The 15,223-nt window shown below is 49.2% G+C and carries 18 protein-coding genes; all 18 read left to right on the top strand.

Annotated features, from left to right (window positions below; translation table 11 throughout):
• Nucleotides 1–230: 230 nt before the first annotated feature.
• The gene (gene cpaB, locus ACTHO6_RS19340) at nucleotides 231–959 is read left to right on the top strand and encodes a Flp pilus assembly protein CpaB (protein ID WP_440243301.1); all 729 of its coding nucleotides are present in this window, start codon (nucleotides 231–233) and stop codon (nucleotides 957–959) included.
• The gene (locus ACTHO6_RS19345; RefSeq protein WP_440243341.1) at nucleotides 956–2,359 is read left to right on the top strand and encodes an AAA family ATPase; all 1,404 of its coding nucleotides are present in this window, start codon (nucleotides 956–958) and stop codon (nucleotides 2,357–2,359) included. Before cpaB ends, ACTHO6_RS19345 begins: the two co-directional genes overlap by 4 nt.
• 9 nt (nucleotides 2,360–2,368) lie before the next feature.
• Nucleotides 2,369–3,850 carry a CpaF family protein gene (locus ACTHO6_RS19350; RefSeq protein ID WP_440243302.1) on the top strand — a complete coding sequence of 494 codons (1,482 nt, stop codon included), beginning with the start codon at nucleotides 2,369–2,371 and terminating at the stop codon, nucleotides 3,848–3,850.
• 40 nt (nucleotides 3,851–3,890) lie between these two features.
• Nucleotides 3,891–4,763 carry a type II secretion system F family protein gene (locus tag ACTHO6_RS19355; RefSeq protein ID WP_440243342.1) on the top strand — a complete coding sequence of 291 codons (873 nt, stop codon included), beginning with the start codon at nucleotides 3,891–3,893 and terminating at the stop codon, nucleotides 4,761–4,763.
• 4 nt (nucleotides 4,764–4,767) lie between these two features.
• Nucleotides 4,768–5,676 carry a type II secretion system F family protein gene (locus ACTHO6_RS19360; protein ID WP_440243303.1) on the top strand — a complete coding sequence of 303 codons (909 nt, stop codon included), beginning with the start codon at nucleotides 4,768–4,770 and terminating at the stop codon, nucleotides 5,674–5,676.
• A gap of 67 nt (nucleotides 5,677–5,743) precedes the next feature.
• Nucleotides 5,744–5,920: a Flp family type IVb pilin gene (locus ACTHO6_RS19365; protein ID WP_440243305.1), complete on the top strand. Its 177-nt coding sequence runs from the start codon at nucleotides 5,744–5,746 to the stop codon at nucleotides 5,918–5,920.
• A complete protein-coding gene (locus ACTHO6_RS19370; protein WP_440243306.1) occupies nucleotides 5,917–6,411 on the top strand; it encodes an A24 family peptidase in 495 nt (164 codons plus the stop codon). The genes ACTHO6_RS19365 and ACTHO6_RS19370 overlap by 4 nt, the downstream gene beginning before the upstream one ends.
• Nucleotides 6,411–6,830: a TadE/TadG family type IV pilus assembly protein gene (locus ACTHO6_RS19375; protein ID WP_440243307.1), complete on the top strand. Its 420-nt coding sequence runs from the start codon at nucleotides 6,411–6,413 to the stop codon at nucleotides 6,828–6,830. The genes ACTHO6_RS19370 and ACTHO6_RS19375 overlap by 1 nt, the downstream gene beginning before the upstream one ends.
• Entirely contained in the window at nucleotides 6,827–7,348 is a 522-nt protein-coding gene (locus ACTHO6_RS19380; protein WP_440243308.1) for a hypothetical protein, read from the top strand. The genes ACTHO6_RS19375 and ACTHO6_RS19380 overlap by 4 nt, the downstream gene beginning before the upstream one ends.
• Before the next feature lie 85 nt (nucleotides 7,349–7,433).
• Nucleotides 7,434–8,051 carry a hypothetical protein gene (locus ACTHO6_RS19385; protein ID WP_440243309.1) on the top strand — a complete coding sequence of 206 codons (618 nt, stop codon included), beginning with the start codon at nucleotides 7,434–7,436 and terminating at the stop codon, nucleotides 8,049–8,051.
• Nucleotides 8,052–8,159: 108 nt separating this feature from the next.
• On the top strand, nucleotides 8,160–8,438 hold the full coding sequence (locus ACTHO6_RS19390; RefSeq protein WP_440243310.1) for a hypothetical protein: 279 nt from the start codon (nucleotides 8,160–8,162) through the stop codon (nucleotides 8,436–8,438).
• 155 nt (nucleotides 8,439–8,593) lie between these two features.
• Entirely contained in the window at nucleotides 8,594–9,358 is a 765-nt protein-coding gene (locus ACTHO6_RS19395) for a hypothetical protein (protein WP_440243311.1), read from the top strand.
• 2 nt (nucleotides 9,359–9,360) lie between these two features.
• Nucleotides 9,361–10,233 (top strand): hypothetical protein, encoded by an 873-nt coding sequence (locus tag ACTHO6_RS19400; protein ID WP_440243312.1) that lies wholly within the window; start codon nucleotides 9,361–9,363, stop codon nucleotides 10,231–10,233.
• Entirely contained in the window at nucleotides 10,230–11,018 is a 789-nt protein-coding gene (locus ACTHO6_RS19405; protein WP_440243313.1) for an SAF domain-containing protein, read from the top strand. Before ACTHO6_RS19400 ends, ACTHO6_RS19405 begins: the two co-directional genes overlap by 4 nt.
• Entirely contained in the window at nucleotides 11,015–12,133 is a 1,119-nt protein-coding gene (locus ACTHO6_RS19410; RefSeq protein WP_440243314.1) for a hypothetical protein, read from the top strand. Before ACTHO6_RS19405 ends, ACTHO6_RS19410 begins: the two co-directional genes overlap by 4 nt.
• A complete protein-coding gene (locus ACTHO6_RS19415) occupies nucleotides 12,133–13,482 on the top strand; it encodes an ATPase, T2SS/T4P/T4SS family (protein ID WP_440243315.1) in 1,350 nt (449 codons plus the stop codon). The genes ACTHO6_RS19410 and ACTHO6_RS19415 overlap by 1 nt, the downstream gene beginning before the upstream one ends.
• Nucleotides 13,479–14,378: a hypothetical protein gene (locus tag ACTHO6_RS19420; protein ID WP_440243316.1), complete on the top strand. Its 900-nt coding sequence runs from the start codon at nucleotides 13,479–13,481 to the stop codon at nucleotides 14,376–14,378. Before ACTHO6_RS19415 ends, ACTHO6_RS19420 begins: the two co-directional genes overlap by 4 nt.
• Nucleotides 14,378–15,217, top strand: coding sequence for a hypothetical protein (locus ACTHO6_RS19425; protein WP_440243317.1), 840 nt, complete (start codon nucleotides 14,378–14,380; stop codon nucleotides 15,215–15,217). Before ACTHO6_RS19420 ends, ACTHO6_RS19425 begins: the two co-directional genes overlap by 1 nt.
• Nucleotides 15,218–15,223: the final 6 nt, after the last annotated feature.

Raw genomic sequence — 15,223 nt, forward strand, 5'->3', positions numbered from 1 at the left:
GTTGATAGGTTCGGTGTGGAAGCGCGGCAACGCGTGGAGCTGACGAATACTAATCGGTCGAGGACTTATCCACACACACTTAGCCAACATGCAGATCCAGTTTTGAAGGAATGAGCGAATATCGTTAGTCAAGAGGACCGTACAGATAATCTGTACGGTTTTTTGTTGTTTCTTTTTTTTGTCCCAGCAGCTTCCTTTACGCTAGTAGCAGGATTGAAAGGAGGGGGAGAATGTCTGTTCATCCGCTACGGTTATTGGCCCTTTTGCTATTGGCGACATGTATCGGTGTCGGTGCCTACACTATTTTACAACCGCATGATGTGACTTATATTCAGCTCCGGTCAACAGTGGAAAAAGAGAGTGGGCAATTACTGGAAGCAAAAGATCTGGAGCCGCTGACCTTGGCATTGGAAGGTCTTTTTCAAACAACTGCTGACCCCATTCCAGGATTGATTCCATGGACAAAGGCACAGGATCTGATCGGACTGCCTTTTTCGCGTCAAGTGAAGGGAGGAAGACCTTTGTTGCTGAGTGATTTGGAGCCGACGAATCAGACGGGAAATGGGACTTCATTGACAGACAAGAGAACCGGAATGAGTATTCCGGTAGATAATGTGGCAGGTGTTTCACCGCACATTTCAACAGGAGAAAGGGTACACGTTTACGCCTCCTTTGAAGATGAAGCAGGGGCGCACTCCGGGATTCTCCTGCAAAATATGCCAATTTTGGCTGTGCAACGAGAACTGGAAGGAGAGCAGCCGCAATTGCAGGCGGTTACCCTTTCTCTCTCAAGAGAAGAGGCTGTTTTGTTAACGCACGCTCTGCATTACGGCAAGATCAGGCTGGGCTTGGCTGCGGTAATGGACGATCACAGGGCGGGAATAGGTGATGCCAGCTTCGCAGCTGAGTTAATGAAAACCAAGAAGCGATGGAGCTTGGAAAAGGAGGAACAAGAGTGAAAAGGCGATTACTTATTGTAGATGATGATCGAGATGCTGCTCATCTGTTAACCAATCAACTGGCAGGAAGTCAACTGATCGAGATATGCGGAGTAGCTTCCAGCGTAGACGAAGCATGGGCAAAGCTGCAGCAGTCCAGGCCGGATCTCGTTCTTTTAGGGGGCATAAAAGAAACGGAAAGAGGTGTTTTATCCCAGCAATTTCGCCTCGCATTTCCTCATTTGTCATTTATAGCAGCATGCGCGACTCATGAACTGGTCTGGGAGCCATTTTTTCGAAATCTGGGTATTTATGTGATCGCCAAACCAGTACAATCGGGACAAGTGGAAGCGTTAGCCATGATGGCCCCCGGTCTAGGCATGGACGCCAGATTTCCTCCGCAGCCCCAGCAGTATTTCTCCCAAGAACAACAAGGAAACATCACTTTTTCGCAAGACCAACTGACAGAGCCTTCTCCAGTATTCAACAGTCAAAAGCAATCAGGGATCAAGCATCTCATTACGGTGTATGGTCCAAAAGGAGGGGTCGGAAAAACGTTCATCTCCCGTGAGCTGGCGATCTTTTTTTCCACGCAAAAAAAGGAAGGGCGCCCTTTGAAAGTGCTGGCTGTTGACTTCAACCTGGATTTGGGGACTTTCGCCACTACGTTAAATCTTCCCAGGACGCCTAATTTGTTCACGTGGGTACAAGATCTTGATAAACAGCTCCACACACTTGCTCAAAAACGAGGGGTAGACCCGTATTCTGTCCGACAAGAGGAGTGGCAGGAGTTCGCTTCTTTGCTTCCGCTGTCTCCACAGCATATCGAAAAGTACGTGGTTGGCCATACGGAATCGGGATTGGACGTGCTTACGTCCCCGAGAGATATTCGGCAAAGCTTTGAGATTCGTGATTATCACTTGTATCTCATCTTGGAGACGCTCAAACAAAGCAGCTACGATGTCATTTTGATTGATACCGCCCCCGATACGACTGACGCGACGATACAAGCGCTGTTTTTTGCCGAGCATGTCGTGATGGTAGGAACCCCCGTAGTCGATTCGATCGAAAACATTCAACGCTTGCTGAAGCTGTTGAGAGAAGCAGAGTATCCGGAAGAACGAATCCAAGTGTGCATGAATCGGCTGCAACGAAAAGAAATGTTTACACTTGAGGAAATCAGGGCCTATTTTCAGCTTCATCCAAGCAAGAGAATCTTCTCCATTCCTGACGATGGCGATGTAAAAAAGTCCATTAACACAGGGATTCCAGTCATGATGCAAGCGGGGCGAAGTGCTGCCAAGGAAGCGATTGAAACGTTAGGGAAGGCGTTGTTTCCCGTTGATGAAGAAACAAAAAAGCCCGCGGCCAAAGGGAAGCAGAGCGAGAAGCCATCCCTTTTCCGTTGGTTGTGGGGATAGGAGGAAGTTATGTTCGACAAGCGACAATTGCTGGGAATAGCCAATCCGATGTCAAGAAGTCACGATCAGCGAACAACAGGGCGGGAGGCATCTGCACCACCTGGTTCCTTGTTTGAAAAAAACCAAGAATCTATGTCCAATCAGGAACGGTGGATTGGCAGCGAGGCAGAAACATTTATTCGTACACAAATCGTGGAGAAGTACGGTAGACGTTTGTGGGAGGATAAACATTCTCCCGCCTTCAAGGAAGAGCTGACAGCCGATATCAGAATGCTGCTGGAGTCCCAGGCGCCGCTTTCGTCCATGCATGTGGAGGCGGAAGTAAAGCGTTTGTTGCATTCCTTGACTGGCTGGGGAGCGCTTGATGAACTGCTGGAGGACCGTGATATTACGGAGATTTTGTTTCATCGCCATAATTATCTGGTAGTAGAACGAAAAAGTACCGGGAGGCTGGAAAAGCACGAGGCTGTCGTATTTCGCGACGAAGAAGAAATGTTACAGCTGTTGGAACAAATTGCTGCCACGATGGGCCGTGAATTTAATGAAACAAAGGCGGAACTGCATACACAGCTTCCAGATGGCTCAAGGGTGGCAGCCACTCATCGTTGCATTTCGCCAGACGGGCATACGCTCACCATACGCAAACACCGCGAGCTGTTGAGTGAAAGCGACTATTTGCGTTACGGGTCGATTTGTGAACCGATGCTATTGTTTTTGCAAAGAGCCGTTGGTTTATCCAGAGCATCCGGGATCGTCAGCGGAGGAACAGGCTCAGGCAAGACGCATATGTTGAACCTCATTTCCCAATACGTTCCTGACCATCTGAGCATCATCACGATTGAAGATGTGCTGGAGATGAAGCTTCAACATCCTTTCGTCCGCAGGTTATTGGCAAAACCACCCAATTATGAGGGGAAAGGCGGCTTTTCCATCAAGGATTGCGTACGATTATCTTTGCGCAAACGTCCAGACGTCATTATGGTGGGCGAGACACGAGGCGGGGAAATTGTCGATATGCTGTGGGCGATGAACACGGATCATCCCGGCAGCTGGAGTACGGCGCATGCAAACTCACCGCGAGCGTTGGTGGACTCTACGCTCCCGATTTTGTTTGGCAAGGCAGATGAAGTATACAGCACCGAGGAACGCAATCTGATGATTGGCTCGGCTTTGGACTTGATTGTTCAGGTAAAGCGGTTTGAAGAGGACGGGAGTCGCAAAGTGGTCGCCATCACGGAAGTTGTCGGCACAGGTCAGTCGCACGAGGAATGGATAAAAAGGGCATGCAACGTCAAGCAGGTTATGCCGGATCGGGTGTATTTGCAAGATATCTTCGTGTATGAAGCCACAGGTGTCGAGGGCGGAAAAGTGAAGGGACATTTCAAATGGACAGGCTATCGGCCCGAGCGGATCATCAAGCGCTGGCAGGAAAAAGGATTGTCGTCAGAAGCAATCGAGCAAGTATTCTTTGCGACGCCGATACAAGTGTAGGAGGGAACTGACTTTGCCTGACATCAGTGTGCCTGTCGCCATGGGAATCGGTGTAGCCACATGGTTGCTCGTTGTTCCGCCAAAAATGTATGTTCGTGAGCGGACAAGCAAGCACGAGATAGTGGGGTTGCTTCAGCGCGACAGAAAAACGGTGTGGAATCGGTTGGAGGACAGGTTGGCCAAGTCGCGCTCAGGCTGGGGAGTCAATCAGTACGTCACCCTGTCTTTTTTCTTGGGGGTATTGTCCTTTGGTCTAAGCAGTCAGATCTTGCAATCGTGGTGGCTGGCGCTTCCGGCCTTGTTTGCCGGCATCTTGTTTACGGAGCGCTTGGTCAGTGTGTGGGGAGCCAGGCGCAAAGACAGATTTGAGACTTGGAACATAAAAGCCATCCGCCTTATGGCAAGCTCGCTGCGTACGTCGCCATCCTATTTGCATGCTTTTGAGCAGGTTGCGGCAAGTCCGTTTTTAGACGAAAGTGTAACGGCGGAGTATAGACGAATTGTCGAACTGCTTCGGGCACAAGTGCCGCTGGAACACGTTATGAATGACTTTTACGAGCGGACAGGATCAGCGGATGTCAAATATGTGGCGACGATTGTGCAAATCCAGCGAGAAATGGGTGGAGACATGGCGAAAACGCTTGATTTGGCAGCTTCCTCTATTTTGCGACGCAGGCAGTCGATGCGCAGGCAAAAAGCCGCTATGGCTCAAATTATCGCACAAGTGAATCTTTTGAGCGTAATGCCCTTTGTCTTCATTGTGGCGCTGTATGCGAACAATCCGCATCATTTTGATTCGTTGACAGCTACCGTAGGGGGGCGACTGCTCATGTTGGCGTGCCTGGTCAGCATTTTGCTGGGGGGAGAGGCGATTCGCCACATTGCGCACAAAAGTGTCCACCGGGGAGGGTGAGCATATGCTCCTGATATGCATGTTGATAGGAGTTGCCGTCATCCTTTATGGACTCCCCGCTTGTGTGAGCAAGGGAGATTCATTTTTCTTCAGCTTGTTCAGTCGAATCGATATCGAGCAGCAGGCAGAGCTCGATCAAGCATTCGAACGTCGTGAAGCTCGCTGGACACTGGTTCGTCTGCTGGAAAGAAACGAGCCGCTGCTGCGGCGATTATGCAGATGGACAGGTATCGATGCTCCCAAAACGGCAGAAATGATATCGCGGCTCCACCTTCGAATGAGTGTGGTCGAATTGGTTTTGGCGAGGCTGATTTGCATGTGTCTGATCGCCTCCTCTCTTTTATCGCTTTTGTTGAAGGTGGCCGAGGGCGAAATGCTCGGGGTAAAAACGGGATATCCACTCATGCTCAGTTTGGGGCTTTATTTGCTGCCAACATTTTATCTGGACTGGGCAGACAAGCGGGCCAAAGCGGAAATCCGTGAACAAGTGCCCGTTTTTTTTGGCATCGTCCAATCGTTGGTGGAGGCAGGCATGCCGTTGCAAGGGGCGGTAAAGCAAACAGCTCGACGCTTCCATGCCAGGCTGGGGAAGGAGATCGCCAAGCTGGAGATTGCGGAAAAACGGCACGGATCGTGGCGAAAGGCATTGGAGGAGCTGGCATTCCGTTGGGAGATCGATAGCTTGACCACGATTGCTTCAGAGATGAATGAGGCGGTCACCAAGGGCGTCAGTATTTCGCATATGCTGTCCGTGCAGATCGAGGAGCAGGTAAGGCAACAAGAAGATGAAGCAGCGGCACATATGAATCGTTTACATATTCGGCTGCTCCCTTTTGTCATTTTGTTTATGGGGGTTCCTTTGCTATTTCTCGTGATGGGGCCGGCATTGATAGGGATAGGAGAACGGTTGTAAATATTTTTGCAAGGCTACGCTGTCTTTTGGCAAAGTGAAAGTACGATCTGATAAAGGAGGGAAAGAGATGTCATTTATGACGAACTATTTCCAACGATTTTGGAGGGAAGAAGACGGCGTAACGATTGTAGAAATGGTCATTATTGTCGCAGTGATTCTCATCTTGATTATTCCGACGCTGGCATCATTGGGGGAGGCTGAAGACGCCAAGCTGAAGGAACTGCAAGAAAAGATCAGCAAATGACCAGTGCGCTAGTAGGCGGTCTGCTCACAATCGCTGCTTGGTTTGACTGGAGGCATCGCAAAATTCCTAATGCACTCACGTTTTCTGCGATGGTACTGGGGCTTTGCTATCAGGGGCATACAGGCTCGTTGTGGATGTCGGTATGGGGTGTGACGGGGGCATTTCTGCTGGCAGCCATTCCGGTTGCCTGTAGAGGTATGGGAATGGGAGACTTGAAGCTGCTGATGGCGATTGGGGCATGGAGTGGCTGGGGCGAGTTGTATCTGCTATTTCTTCACTCGATGGTTTTGTGCCTTCTGTTTGTCGTGGTTTATCCACGCAGCTGGTCCCGACTCGGGGAAAATTTGCTTGTGATTGCAGCGGGATGGAAGGCGCATCGGCAGCTCTGGCTTCCGGGTGTAAACAAAACAGCGTTTGCCTTTCCTTACGCCGTATTTTTGCTGGGTGCTTTTTTGCTCCGCCAAATGCTGCATAAGGTGGGAGCATCCTGATGAAAACAACGCTGAAGCGATGGTTGCGAGACGAGCGGGGCAGTCAATTGATTGAGTTTGTGCTGGTTTTTCCATTGGTCTGGCTGCTGATCGTGTTTTCCTTCGATCAATTCACGATTTTGTACAACCGCCAAAAAGCTTTGGCAGCCGCATACGAGGCTGGCAGAATCGCTGCTGTGCAACCTAATTTTGGACTGGCGAAATACCATGCGAAAGAGAGGGGCATGTCCGAGCTTGACCAGGGCATGGAGGTTGCCGATCGCGATATCGTACTTGAGCTGGGGGGAGGCGGCTGGAAAAAGGGAAACCATTTTAAAGCTGAGGCCAGGCTGACCTTCCGTTTGCTGGCTACGGGGGCGGTTTATGAGCTGTCCGAGAGCTACCATATGATGATTGAAAATGCGGAGGATAAAAAATGATCGCTCTATGGCAGCGTCTACAGAGGGGGGCAGAAGAAGAGAGCGGAGCTACGATGATTACAATGCTCTTTTTTCTCTTTTGTTTGGGCAGCTTGTTGTCGTTGCTGTTGTTTGCGGAGCAGGCCGATTATTTGAAAATGAACGTGCAGCATACGGCCGATCTGGTTACAAAGGGGGCGAGGGCAGCAGGCTTGTGGGAGTATACGGACACCGAGGGGAAAACGCAGAGAAGGCTCTATGCCACCAGTCAGGAAGCCGAACAAGCCGATGCTAAGGTAATCAGGGGCGCGCGTGAAGAGGCTGACGTTTTATGGAGGCTAAACAAGCCCTCACTGGAGAACAAGGCGACGGGGATTTCCGTTGTGCATCAAAAAGGAGAGCGAGCCTCTTTGTATCGGCAGGGCATTTATCATCTGCAAGTGGAGGTAGAGCAGCGCATCCCTGTGATTTGGGGAGAGCTGGATGTAACCGTTGATCGTGTCTCGCAATCAGGGGTGTATGACGCAATGCCTAGATAATGCGGACAGGCACTGTTATTTTTGTCCCAATCACTCGTGGTAATTTAGGAGTATATTCCAAAAATGGGATGGGAGTGAGGGGACAGTGCCGTCAAAAATTGTCGATCGGTACAAACGCATTCTTAACGGAGAGCAGAAACGTTTTTCTCCGTATGAATTCGAAGATGCGCAGTACCGCAAGCAGAAGGTCCAGCTAATCGTCCGTTACGCTATCGAAAACGTCAAGAGGTGGACGCCTGAGCAAGCCAGGCGCGAGTTGAGTTTGGAGGATATAAAGCAATTGAAGCTGCATTTGATCCGCGAGTACATCGAGCCGCCAATCGAAGCAAAGGCGGATGATGTGTACTATTTTGTCGAGTATGCCTACCCGCATCTACCTCGGCTGCCGGAGAAACAACGGGTGCTGTGGGTCTATCAGGAGGTATTGTCAGGTATTCGCCGTCATTTTCCTCCTGCTTATTTCCAAAGTGTCAAAGGTGAGGAGCGCGCCAAAATTTGCGTCGATTACATGTGCCAGCACCTGCTGCAGTTGTCTGATTTGCGTGAGTTGCCCAGATTGTTCAGCAAGACAGAGCGTGCTTATTCGCTCCTGAAAAAATTCAAACTGAAGATTCTTGTCGATACGCTGTACTTTTCTCCATTCGACATGGTGACAGAGATGTACCCCGAACTCAGGGACCCGGCTTATTGGGATGAGGAGTAAAAATATTTGCAAACGCCCTCTGTCTTTTTTTACGGTATACATAGTTTCATTGGCTTATAAGCACATGAAACGGCCGTACTCTACAGGTGAGAGAAGGAGGCGTTGCGAATGGCAACAGTAGAGGCTCACCACCAGCGCTCTGCATCCGTGGAGCAGCTTCTTGGGCGGCACGTACGCTACCAGAAGCACAAGCCCGGCAGACATCTTTCATTGGAAAGACTGCCGCCGGGAAGCTTCCAAATCGAGACGGTACATCGATTTGGAGAACGAGTCATACTCAATGACGGGCTGATTGTAATGGAGATTGCTCCAACCGTCATAGAGCGGGCAGGAAGAATTGCACTGCTTTTTGCTACAGGAGAAGAGCTTTACCTGAAGGCGGAGTAGTGCGAACAAATCGCCCTTGCACGGATGCGTGCAGGGCGATCCCCAAATTCACAAACCCGTTACAAAATCTTACAAAAAAGATTTGACGAGTGACGAAAGATGTTACAAAATGTCTATTATTATATAAAAATGTAAATTTCAGGGGGTGCCTTGACGTGTTGGCAAAGAGCGCAATCGAATTGGTCAACCGCTGCTATCAGGAAACAAATAGTCTGAATTTGGTGTCATTGGAAGAAATGAAAGAGGTATTTATCGCATATGTTTTTGGCGACTACCAGGAGAAGTTCACGGTTCAGTATGATCTGGAGGAGTTTTATGAACATCTGAATCAACTAAAACTGACCAATTGCCGTAGAGATTTTGATAAGGCAGTAGAAGAATGGTATATCGTCGAATATGGAAGCGGTTATAACGCAGCAAACTATCATGACATTCTGTTCACGCTGGTGAAAGAGGTAGTGGTCCAGTACCAATCGCAAAATCGGACATCACTCATTCGGGATGTGACCAAGCATTTAACGATGCCAGACGGATTTGTCGCCAGGTGGAAGAGCGGCTTGCTGAAGGGCTATTCGCTGCCTCACTACTTTCAATACTTGATGAAGCTAGGGGTTCGAAGCCAGGTAGATATTGAAACATTGGTAGATATGTGGCTGCTCGAATACCCAAACGCCTTTGATAAAAAGCAGCAGGAGTTGTTCGCCAACCCACCCCGCAGAGGGAGACCAAACAATGTAGAGCTGGCATTGCTCATTGACCTGGCAGCCAAAGTCAAGCCGGAAATGACTCCACAAGAACGGGAGCGCCTGCGGAAAATTTATTATTACTATCGCAAGTCACTCACTGTCAGGGAAATGGTTGAGAAATTCGAGAAATACATCATGGGAAAAAATAAATCGAATGATTCCCAGGTGGGATAGTCATGATTCACCAAATGAGCCGTTTTGTCTCCAAATTCCGTGATTTGGAACAGCAGGAGTTTACGCATACTTCTGAGGAAGAACGGCAATGGAGACTGCTCAAAGAAAAGCTAGCTTCACCTCATACAGGGGAGCAGCAAGAGTCGATCATTCGCAAATGCATCGCTGTAACCAGCTTGTACCCGCAAGCAGGCGCCAGTTTTGTGGCTGGAAATATTGCTTACGCCTGGGCAGGACAAGGGATACCTGTGACTCTCTGTGAGATGCCAAACCAAACTTCCTACTTCTACTTCGCTCTTGATTATGAACGCAGAGTTCGATCATACAAGAATCTTTCTCCGACATCATTGCTCCTCATGCAACATAATCAACTTCGCATCCAGATCGACACCCCATTTCAAAATCACCAAGAATCTTCCCGCACGGATATAGCCAACTGGATACTCCGATCAAGCAAAGACAGTCCGATTGTGTTCATAGATGTTTCTTCATACTGGAATCGTAGCGAGGCAAGGCAAATTTTCGAACTGGCGGATGAAGTATGGGTTGTTTTTGATGCAGATATCGCACGTCTTACTCGCTTATTCCTGGTAGAGCCCGCTCCAAGCTGGTGGGTTACAGAAAAAGGCAAATTGAGATTCATCGCAAACAAATGGAATACCCATCTCTCTCGTTCATCCGTCATGAAAAAAGTAGAAGGGACGCTGTCACTCTGGGGTCCAAGTGTTTCGCAAATAGATTGCCAGATTCCTCTCGTTGATGAAGAGAAGGCTGCGATGGCGCACGCAAAGGCTCATTTTTTGCTGGAGCTTTTTCCAGAAGAAGAAAGTGAGTTTCGATCCCTGATTCATGCTCACAAAGGAAGGGTGTTATGAAAAAGCAAACCATGCTCGTGATATGCCTGATCTCGTTTCTTCTGGCAGGCTCCTCCTTCTATGCCGCCACCCAATATATAGATGCGTTGGCCACGGAAAAGCTGTTTGCGCCAGTCGTCAAAGTGGCCGCCGGAAAAGAAATCTCACCTTTTGAGCCGATTACTGAGGACGATGTCGTGCTCGTACAGGAGGAAATGGATGAAATCCTGCCAGAAGCGGCGCGTGATGTAAATGCTGTGATTGGCAAAAGAAGCACGCAAACGATTTATCAAGGCGAGCAACTGTTAACAAGCAAGCTGACAGATTCACAGCTTCTGCCTGAAAAAGGTGAGGCGAGGTATGAGTTTCCGTTGCTCTCGATTCAGCCTTTGACAGAGCTGCGCAAGGGTGACCATGTGAAAATCTGGGTCAAGTACAAGAGCCTGGCTGAATTGCAGGATTACCCGGAGCCTGTTCAATTCAAAAAGACGAATGATACGGCGGAGTTTCTTTTTGAGAGCCAACTGGTCAGCGTAAGAGACAGCAATGGCACTGAGATTTACACGTTGAAGCCAAGTCTGCTGCCGTCTCCAGATCAGATGGATGCCGTATTTAACGGGGCTCGCGAAAAACCTCAGTCCAATAGTGGGAAAAGATATCATGATTATCGGGTGCAGCCCACCGCGTTACCTGCCTTTCTAGGATTCAATTTGACGGATCGAGAGTACGTAATCCTTAATGAAGCAATGTCATACGGCATGCTGCAGGTAGGCCATATTATGGTTTCAAAGGAGCAAGCGTCATGAAAATTTTGGTTTGTTATCCGATGAAGTCGTTAGCCAAGACGTATATGCCGAATACGAGCGAGGTATTGGTAGCGGAATCATCCGAGGAGTTCCCGCGTCTGGCTCACCTGTACCAGCCGGATGCGACCGTCGTTTTTTCCGAGATGTACGCAGCCCCGGCGTGGGAGTGGCTTCCCTCTATCAGGAGCATGCTGCCTGCTCATTCACCGCTCATCATCGTCCCATTGTACCGGGATGAGCCAATTATTACCCAAGTGACAGAAGAGCTGGCACTTGAAATGGTGTATGTACTGTCTGCTCAGCTTTCGCAGGAAGAGATTCGGGGACAAATCAGCCTGATCCTGGGCCTTGTCCACGAAGGGATGGAAAATCACAGAAGCGAAAGCAGCGGTCAGGTGTACGCCCTCATGAGTTATGGCGCTTCGGGAATTACTACGTTTTGCATCAATTATCCGGTTTTGCTCGCCAGACAGTACCCGACAAAAAATGTTGCCGTTCTTGACATGAACGTTGCAAAACCCGATTTAACCCGCTTTTTTAAACTTCAGCAGCATCAGCTATCTCTGTTTCGCCCCGATTTACTGGATCGCGAGACGGCACTTAGGCGGAACTGGCGCAGCGTCTGCAAACAGAGCGCTCACATGCCCAATTTGTTTTACGCACATGCAGCCAGCAAGTGGCGGAGTGCGGAATTAAGTAACATGCTTGCGGCTTTTCGCATGCAATTTGACCTTGTGTATGTCGACTGGGGATACTGCTTCCCTGAGTCAGAGGCCATGCAGCGTTTGCTTTACACGGCTGATCGCAATCTTTTGTTTGTCCGCTCGGATCCCTTTGGCATCGAGAGCGCTAAAGAATGGCTCAGGTATTGGCGAGAAAAAGGCGTACAGTGCGAAGTGTTGTTAAGCCACCAGGAGCCCGGCCAGCCCTATCGGATTGGCGAGGATATCCCGCTCTATGGTGTGGTTCCGCGCATATCGCCAAGCAGGCTGATGCAATCCCAGCGAAGTAGCAGCGTGCTGATTGAAGAGTTTTTCCCGCCCAAATCCTACATCAGCAGCCTCAAGGAAATTGCAAAAGCTGACCGTGCTGAAAAAAGCGTGGTGTACAGTTGATGAGAGTAGCAGAGCTGAACAGGGGTACAGTCAATCTGCATGACATTGAGGCAATAAAGCAGACGGCTAGAGATTACTTGAATCACTTTGGCAAAACGCGTGAAGAAAAGCTGGAGATGCAGCAAATTTTATCTCTGGCCGAGCAAGGGGATCGCGACAGTCATAATCATATTATTTTGCGCTTGCAGCATTATTTTGACGAAGTGCTCAAGCGCCCGCTAACCGAGGAGATTTTGCCTCATGTCAATGCCTACGAAGGTCTTGTGTTTTCAACCTATGGCTGGGGAATACTCGACGCCGTCCTGCATTTGTCCCCGTGGGTAGAAGAGGTACGGATATGCGCTGATCGGAGAGTAGCGTACCTGGAACAAGGCGTCAAAAAGTTTCTTTCTTATACTCCTTCTTGGAAAGAGGTAGAGACACTGCAACAAAAGCTGACGAATGCTGCTGGGCTGTCATTTAACGAGAAAAAGCCCCGCCTGAGCGGGTATCTTCCCGCCTTAAAAGCTCGTTTGACCATGTTTACTTTCCCATACTCAAGAGTGCCCACTATTCTTGTCAGACGGTTTACGACTCCTGCTTTCTCGCTTGACCAGCTTCGGACACAGCCACAGCCGACTTTTGACGAACCTGTACAATGGCTGCTCGAGCAGCAAGTACACGGACGTGGCAACGTTCTTGTAATTGGACCGATGGCTGCCGGGAAAACAACCTTGATGATGTGCATGCTAAAGCTCAAGGACCCGCAGACAGAGTACATTACCATTTTTGAGAGCGAACATGAGATGCGATTTGCTGATGTGTGGCCCGGAGAAGTGATTGAACTGCAAAATGTGGAGGAAATCGGCATTGAACTGAGCCATTGCTTTAAAGATATGTACCGTTCCACAGCCAATACGATTTTGATCGGTGAGATACGCGAGCCGATTGAAGCGTACCATTTTGTCAATGCGGGGATCAGGGGGACGGATGCTACGATTGCGGCCATGCACGAACGGTTTCCCCATAAAGCTTTGCATGATCTGACAGACCTTGTCTATCAATATGGGGGAAGAAGTGTCGAGTTGACACAGGAGCGGATCAGCAGGGCAGTAAACTTTGTAAATTCGCTTACTTATCGAAATAACGGTCATCGCTTCGTCGATGCCATCCATGCTACGGAATGGAACGATACGTTCAATCGCGTAGAATCAATTCCGCTCGTCAGTCGCAATGTACAAACAGGTGTATACGAATGGACAGGGAGACAGCTGAGTCCTCATCTGGTGGAGTATATGTGCTACGTCGGGAGAGCAAATATGGATGTTTTGAAAGAGCTACGTCTGACGAATCTGGGCAGGCAGCTATGATGTATACGCTACTCATCCCGATGGTCGTCTGCCTGTTTGCTGGCTTCATGTTTATGGGTGTGTACTTGTACCATAATTGGACTGCTCCCCGTGTTTTCTTTCCCCGCACGGTAGAAGCATGGAGAGAAACATTTTTGCGGCATGCCACAAGGCGAATGCTGTATGAGCGGTACGATCGGTGGTGTCAGATAGGGGGAGGTACACCAGAGGCTCATCTTCTGCTTTCCTTGATCGGTGGGGTCGCAGGATTCGCCTCGGGAGTCTTGCTGGGCAATCTGATTGTTTCATTGTCGCTGTTTCTCCTGTTTCTTTTGCTGCCTACGCTTTTGCTGTACGCGCGTTATACTGTCCGGATCAACAAAAAAATCAGTTCATTTTGCCGCTTTGTGGAGTTGTTTGCTCGCTATTATAACAGTCGAAAAAATATTGTACTGACTTTTCGGGAAATGATTGAAGAATGTCCGAAAGAGCTTCTCCCAGATTTGCTCTTGCTGAACAACACCCTTGCTGATGGCGGCAATCCTACAGCAGCAGTAGAACGGTTTGCGCAAAGATTGGCTCATCCGTGGGCATTTGATTTTGCCATGTACATCGCCAGTGGATTGGAGGGCGAGACAGAAGACATTCAGGTCCCTCTGAATCGGTTGACGAATGAAATGTTCGTACAGCAGGACGAAAAGCATGAACGGGACAGTGAAATATATTCGATCTGGATTAGCCTTTTGATCGTCATTGCCATTTGCATATGCTTGATCCCTTACAACCAGGGGTTGTTGAAAGACTCGTATCGGCTTTATTTTTACACCCCGGACGGACAGGCTATTTTGGCGCTGGCAGTAACGGTCTGGTCATTCTCCATCCTGCTTGCGTTCATTTGGGGGAGGAGGTATCGCTAATGGATTTGCTCGTCATGTATACATGGCTGGGGTTAGGTTCTTTCTTTACATTTCTTGCTGTCTTCTTTGTCGGAAAGCACTTGGTGCAGAGCCAAAGGCCGTCGTTATTCGTCTCTGCGAAGTGGTGGCAAGGATGGGAGAGGACGGTCAAATCCGCTGAAGATGAACAGTGGGAACAACTGCTTTCCCGGGCAGGGAGACCATTTGGCTGGGGAAAAGCGGAGTGGGTATTTCTACAACTGTTGTGTGGGAGTTCCGTTTGCATTCTCGTTCTTATTTGGGTCGTTTTGTACCGTGTGGAATCATTCCCGCTTTTGTCGATGTGCCTTGCTTCCGGCGGAGGGTACTTCCTTCCGTACCTGGCTTTGAAGATGTGGGCGGGAAATCGCGAGGATATGCTGAGTACAGATATTGCCCGCTTCATCAATCGTTATGTGACGTTGCTGGGAAATCAGGTACCTGTCTACAATGCCATGGTAAAAGCGGCCAGACCTACGAGAAAGCTGAAGGAGTATATTCCTACTCTGTCAGAGTGGAATAAAGACCCGGATGAAGCGTTGGAAAGCTTCAAACGCAAGCTGGGGGTCGATGATGGCGTAATTCTCGTTTCCAGCATGCGCACGATTGAGCAGCTAAGCGCGGGACAAGTCAGTGTAACAATGCAGCGCATGGAATGGGCCGTTGATCAGCGCAGGATGTTTCGCCATCGCAAAAAAATAAAATCGCTAGGTATCGGCTACAGTGTCATCGTTTACCCGGCTTTTTACATGGGGCTGTTGGTTGCCATGTTTCCTTGGTACAAGCTGCTGACAGAAATTTTGGCCAAGTATTTAACTTAAAGGGAG

The organism is Brevibacillus sp. SAFN-007a (genome assembly GCF_051967035.1).
Lineage (GTDB): Bacteria > Bacillota > Bacilli > Brevibacillales > Brevibacillaceae > Brevibacillus.

Coding starts and splice junctions, on each gene's coding strand:
- cpaB (WP_440243301.1), top strand. CDS start 231: ATGTCTGTTCATCCGCTACGGTTATTGGCCCTTTTGCTATTGGCGACA.
- ACTHO6_RS19350 (WP_440243302.1), top strand. CDS start 2,369: ATGTTCGACAAGCGACAATTGCTGGGAATAGCCAATCCGATGTCAAGA.
- ACTHO6_RS19355 (WP_440243342.1), top strand. CDS start 3,891: ATGGGAATCGGTGTAGCCACATGGTTGCTCGTTGTTCCGCCAAAAATG.
- ACTHO6_RS19360 (WP_440243303.1), top strand. CDS start 4,768: ATGCTCCTGATATGCATGTTGATAGGAGTTGCCGTCATCCTTTATGGA.
- ACTHO6_RS19365 (WP_440243305.1), top strand. CDS start 5,744: ATGTCATTTATGACGAACTATTTCCAACGATTTTGGAGGGAAGAAGAC.
- ACTHO6_RS19370 (WP_440243306.1), top strand. CDS start 5,917: ATGACCAGTGCGCTAGTAGGCGGTCTGCTCACAATCGCTGCTTGGTTT.
- ACTHO6_RS19375 (WP_440243307.1), top strand. CDS start 6,411: ATGAAAACAACGCTGAAGCGATGGTTGCGAGACGAGCGGGGCAGTCAA.
- ACTHO6_RS19380 (WP_440243308.1), top strand. CDS start 6,827: ATGATCGCTCTATGGCAGCGTCTACAGAGGGGGGCAGAAGAAGAGAGC.
- ACTHO6_RS19390 (WP_440243310.1), top strand. CDS start 8,160: ATGGCAACAGTAGAGGCTCACCACCAGCGCTCTGCATCCGTGGAGCAG.
- ACTHO6_RS19400 (WP_440243312.1), top strand. CDS start 9,361: ATGATTCACCAAATGAGCCGTTTTGTCTCCAAATTCCGTGATTTGGAA.
- ACTHO6_RS19405 (WP_440243313.1), top strand. CDS start 10,230: ATGAAAAAGCAAACCATGCTCGTGATATGCCTGATCTCGTTTCTTCTG.
- ACTHO6_RS19410 (WP_440243314.1), top strand. CDS start 11,015: ATGAAAATTTTGGTTTGTTATCCGATGAAGTCGTTAGCCAAGACGTAT.
- ACTHO6_RS19415 (WP_440243315.1), top strand. CDS start 12,133: ATGAGAGTAGCAGAGCTGAACAGGGGTACAGTCAATCTGCATGACATT.
- ACTHO6_RS19420 (WP_440243316.1), top strand. CDS start 13,479: ATGATGTATACGCTACTCATCCCGATGGTCGTCTGCCTGTTTGCTGGC.
- ACTHO6_RS19425 (WP_440243317.1), top strand. CDS start 14,378: ATGGATTTGCTCGTCATGTATACATGGCTGGGGTTAGGTTCTTTCTTT.